Below are 4,984 nucleotides of genomic sequence, written 5' to 3'. Positions count from 1 at the left end.
TTGCCCCAGGCCCGCAGGATGGGCTTGAGCAGGTACTGCATGACCGTGCGTTTGCCGGTCAGGATGTCCACCTGCGCCGTCATCCCCGGGATCACCTCCATCTTCTTCGCCTTCTTGCTGTCCTCCACGGAGCGCACCTTGACCAGATAAAAGGTGTTGTCGTCCTTGTCGGTGATGGTGTCGGCGCTGATGTGGGTCAGCTCCGCTTCCAGCCCGCCGTAGATCGCGAAGTCGTAGGCCGTCAGCTTGATCGTCGCCGGCAGCCCCGGCTTCAGGAAGGCGATGTCCTGCGGCGCGATACGCGCTTCGACCAGCAGGGTGTCGTCGGTTGGTACCACTTCCACCACGGTGTCGCCGGGCTGGGCCACCCCGCCCAGGGTGTTGATCGGCAGGCGCTGGATGATGCCGTCCACCGGCGAGCGCACCTCCGCCATCTGTACCCGGTTCCGAAGACCGCTACGCGCTTCGTTGAGCGCCGCCAGCTCACCCAGGGTGGTCGAGAGTTCGACGCCCCATTCGTTGCGCGCCTTCAGGCGCGCTTCGCGCAGCTCGCCCTGGGCTTCGTCGATCGCCGCCTTGAGGCGTTCCACCTGGGCCGCGGCCTGTTCGCGCTCGCCACGGGCCGTGGAGACCTCGCGTTCCAGGCGCAGCACCTCGACTTCCGAGACGGCTCCGGACTCGAGCAGCGGCCGGGTCAGCCGCAACTCTTCGCTGGCCATGCGCAGCGTCCGACTCGCCGTATCGCGCCGTGACTGGGCTTCCTCGAGTTCGGCACGGCGCTGCGCCAACCGGTCCTTGAGGATGGCTTCCTGCTCTTCCAGGGCCTGGAGTTCACGCTGGTAGAGTTCGCGTTCGCGCTCGACCACCTCGGGCGCCTGCTTGATCAGGTCCTCCGGCGGGGTGAAGGCCGAGCCGGTCGACAACGCGCGCAGCCGTTCGGCCTTGGCCTGCAGGGCCCGCGCCTTGGCACGGTTCTCGCCCAGGTTGGCGAGGAAGCGTGTAGGGTCGATACGCATCAGCAGCTGGCCCTTCTCGACCTTGTCGCCTTCCTCGACCAGGATCTCCTGGACGACGCCGCCGTCGTAGGTCTCCACCTGTTGCAGCTGACGCGAGGGGATCACGCTGCCGGTGCCGCGGGTGACCTCGTCGATGGGCGCGAAGCAGGCCCAGACGATCAGGGCGATGATCACCAGGCCCACCAGGTAGAGCAGCAGCCGCGCGCGCATGGGCTCCTGCTGCAGGCGCGCCCAGTCGGCATCGCTGGCCCAGTCGCGGTTGAGGTGGGCGGCACTGACGTTGCGCGCGAAGAGGCGGTCGATCAGCGGCCGGAAGGGCTTGCCGCCAGCGCGTGAGACGCGGCCCACGGCGTCGAACCCCTGTTGCTCGGCGCTTTTCTTGTCGCCGGGCGATTTGCCCTGCGCCGGGTCATGGTCATCGCGATGGGAGGCGTTGTCCGCGGTCATTCGGGCATCATCCGAGGAGGTGGCGTGATCATCCGGGTGTTGCTCGTCGCGACGGGAGGTCATCGGGCGGCCCTCCCGATGCGTCCTTCGCGCAGCGCCTTGAGGATCTCGTCACGCCCGCCGTCGGCGACCACGCGTCCGGCGTCCATGACCACGATGCGGTCGGCCAGCGAGAGCAAGGAGGTGCGGTGGGTGACCAGCACCAGCGTCTTGCCCTCGGCGTAGCGGGTCAGGCGTTTCTTCAGGGCTTCTTCGCTGCTGTGGTCCATGGCGCTCGAGGGTTCGTCGAGCAGCAGGATGCGCGGGTCGTGGATCACCGCGCGGGCGATGGCCACGGCCTGGCGCTGGCCGCCGGAGAGCATCTGGCCGCCTTCGCCCACCGGCAGGTCGATGCCCTGGGGGTGGGCCTTGACGAGCTCGTCCAGGCCCGCGAGCTGGATGGCGCGCAGCAGGGCGTCGTCATCCACGTGCTCGCTGCCGGCCCCGGCCAGGATGTTGTCGCGCAGGCTGCCGTAGAACAGCCGCACGTCCTGGGGCACGTGCCCCATATGACGCCGCAGCTGATGGGGGTCGAACTGGCGGGTGTCGACGCCGTCGACCATGACGCTGCCTTCGGTGGGCGTGTAGAGGCCCAGCAGCAGCTTCTGCAGGGTCGTCTTGCCGCAGCCCACGCGGCCCAGCAGCGCCACGCTTTCGCCCGGATTGAGGGCGATCGAGACGTTGCTCAGGCTGTGGGTCTCGGCCTCGGGGTAGCGGAAGCTGAGCTTGTCGAACTGGATCTGGCCGTCGACCACCGGGCGGTCGATGAAGGCGGCGTCGTGGGGGCGTTCTTCGGGCTTGTCCATGAGCTCGTCGAGCTGGCTCAGGGCGGTGGCCGACTGGTGATACTGGGCCAGCAGCGCGGCGGCCTGGGCGACCGGCGCCAGGGCGCGGGTGGTCAGCATGTAGGCGGCGATCAGCCCGCCCTGGGTCAGGTTGCCGTCGATGATCAGGTAGACGCCGATGATGATCACGCAGACCGCGGCGGTCTGCTGGGCCCATTGGGCGACACTGGTCACCGAGGTGCCGACCTGACGCAGCTGGGCGGTGATCTGGGCCAGGTAGGCGGTGGCCTTTTCCCAGGTGTTCTGCACCCGGCTCTCGCCGCGCAGGGTCTTGACGGTCTCGAGCTGCGAGACCGATTCGACCAGGGTGGCCTGACGCTGGGCGCTGACTTGCTGGCTGGTCTCGGAGAGGTCGTGCAGCTTGCGCTGGGCGGCCATGGCGTAGAGCAGGATGAACACCAGCGCGATCACCAGCGGGATGACCAGCGGCGGGCCGATCAGGGCGACGATGGCCATGAACATCAGCACGAACGGCAGGTCGACCATGGCCACCACGGTGGCCGAGCCGATGAAGGCGCGGATCGACTCGAAGGACTGCAGGGTCGACACGAAGGAGCCGGTGGAGGCCGGCCGCGCCGAGAGCTTGAGGCCCATGACCTTGGCCATCAGCGTGGACGACAGCTTGACGTCGGCGCGGCTGGCGGCCAGATCGACGAAGCGGCTGCGCACCAGGCGCATGACCAGGTCGAAGCACAGCACCAGGAAGATGCCGGTAGACAGTACCCAGAGGGTCTCGGTGGCGTGATTGGGCACCACCCGGTCGTAGATGTTGAGCACGAACAGCGGCATGCCCAGGGCGAAGAGGTTGATCATCACCGAGCCGAGGATGACGTCGCGGTACAGGCGACGGTTCTCGCCGATCACGCTCCAGAACCAGTGGCGGGCGCGCCTGGGCGCGGCGGATTCCCCGCGGGCGTCGAAGCGAAAGCGCGGCCGGGTGTAGATCGTGTGTCCGCTGTAGCGTTCGGCCAGCGCGTCCAGGGACAGGGTGGTCTCGGCGTCGCCGAGCTCGGGGAAGACGACCCGGGCCGTGTCGGCCTGGGCGTCGAGGCTCAGCAGCACGCAGGCGCGGCCGGGCTCGAGCAGCAGCACCGCGGGCAGCAGGGCCGGGTTGAGCTGGGTCAGCCGGGCCTCGACGACCTGCGCCGAGAGGTCGGCGCGACTCGCCGCCCGAGGGAAGACGCTGGGCGTCAGGGCGTGATGATCATCCAGCGGCAGGCCGGCTACCAGGGTCGAGGCACTGACCTCGTGACCATGCACCCGGGCGATGGCCAGCAGGCAGGCCAGCAATTCGTCGCGCGGGGTCGTGTCATCGGCCGGCGTGGCAGGCGCTGCCGCGTCGGGGTGCGTGTCGGCCAAACGGGCCTCCTGAGGTAAAGCATGCAACATCAACCGGCGTCGTCACAGGGGGGCCACGGCGAGCGGCCCCCTCAAGCAACCGGCCATGCTCACCGGGTGGTGGGGGCGACGCCCGGCAACTTCAGTTCTTCCATGGTGTACTGACGCGCGCCCACCGCCGGACAGACGGTATCGGGATCGGCCTTGACGCCCTCGCTGTCCAGATCCGCGAGGCTCGGCAGGTTGTCGCGGCGCACCTCGAGGGTGGCGAGCAGTTGCCCCATGGAAGCCAGGGTGCGCGCATCGGCGATCTTGACGTCATACAGGGCGTTGACGTAGGCGCGGCTGGCTTCGAAGTACTCGTTCTCGACATCCAGCAGGTCGAGCAGCGAACGCTGGCCTATGTCGAACTGCTGACGGTAGGCGCCACGTACCTGGTTGGTCGAGCGGCGATGCTCGCGCAGGTACTCGAGTTGATCACGCAGGCGCTGGGTGTCGTTGAAGGCGATCTGGGTGGTCTGGCGCAGGTCCACGCAGGCCTTGCGGCGCAGGCTGATGGTCTGTTCGACGCGCTCGCTGGCGGCACGGAAGGAGGCCAGGTCACTGCCGCCGCGGTAGAGGTTCATGCTGGCCACCAGCTCGATGCTGCTGCGCGACTGATGCTCGTCACCGACGAAGCTGCCGCCACTGTCGCTGCCCAGGTAGGTGCCGGTGCGCGCGACCAGGTCAAGATTGGGGTGAAAGGCCGCCTTGGCCGCGTCGCGCCTGGCGCGCTTGGCCTGGATGTCGGCCAGGGCGGCGTGGAAGTCGGGGTTGCCTTCATAGGCCAGGCGCAGCGCCTGACTGACATCGTCGGGCAGTTGGCCGTCGAAGGTCGGCGCCTCGGCCAGCGAGGCCGCCGGCAGCTCGCCGACCAGGCGCTGGAAGCGGGCCGAGACGTCATGCAGGTTGGAGGCCTCGGTCAACAGGTTGGACTCGGCCAGCGCCAGGCGCCCCTGGACCTGTTGCAGGTCGACGCCGCGGCCGGCGCCGGACTGGACGCGTTCGCGGATCTGGTCGTAGATGCGCTTGTGGCGCTGATAGTTGCCGCGGGCCAGCTCGACCAGCTCGCGCCGCCGCTGCACATCCAGATAGGCCCGAGTGACTTCCAGGGCAGCGTTCTCGCTGGCCCCCAGCAGCTCGTAGTAGCGCACCAGCTCGGCCTTCTCGAGGTTCTCGACCTGATTGCTGGTGGCGAAGCCGTCATAGATCATCTGGCGCAGGGTCAGCTCGGCGTACTCGGTATCGTAGCTGCCACGC

Annotated in this window: 3 protein-coding genes; all 3 read right to left on the bottom strand. The window is 68.4% G+C overall.

The features are described from left to right. Positions 1–1,526 (bottom strand): HlyD family type I secretion periplasmic adaptor subunit (locus HHA01_RS14455; RefSeq protein ID WP_246053922.1); only part of this gene is annotated, 1,526 nt, incomplete at its 3' end. Next, positions 1,523–3,706 (bottom strand): type I secretion system permease/ATPase, encoded by a 2,184-nt coding sequence (locus tag HHA01_RS14450; RefSeq protein ID WP_373862953.1) that lies wholly within the window; start codon positions 3,704–3,706, stop codon positions 1,523–1,525. The genes HHA01_RS14455 and HHA01_RS14450, both read right to left, overlap by 4 nt. 89 nt (positions 3,707–3,795) lie before the next feature. Further along, on the bottom strand, positions 3,796–4,984 hold a 1,189-nt coding region (locus HHA01_RS14445; protein ID WP_141321953.1), incomplete at its 5' end, for a TolC family outer membrane protein.

Origin of the sequence: Halomonas halmophila (genome assembly GCF_006540005.1) — a bacterium.
Taxonomy (GTDB): domain Bacteria; phylum Pseudomonadota; class Gammaproteobacteria; order Pseudomonadales; family Halomonadaceae; genus Halomonas; species Halomonas halmophila.
This window is presented reverse-complemented; position numbering and strand designations above follow the sequence as displayed.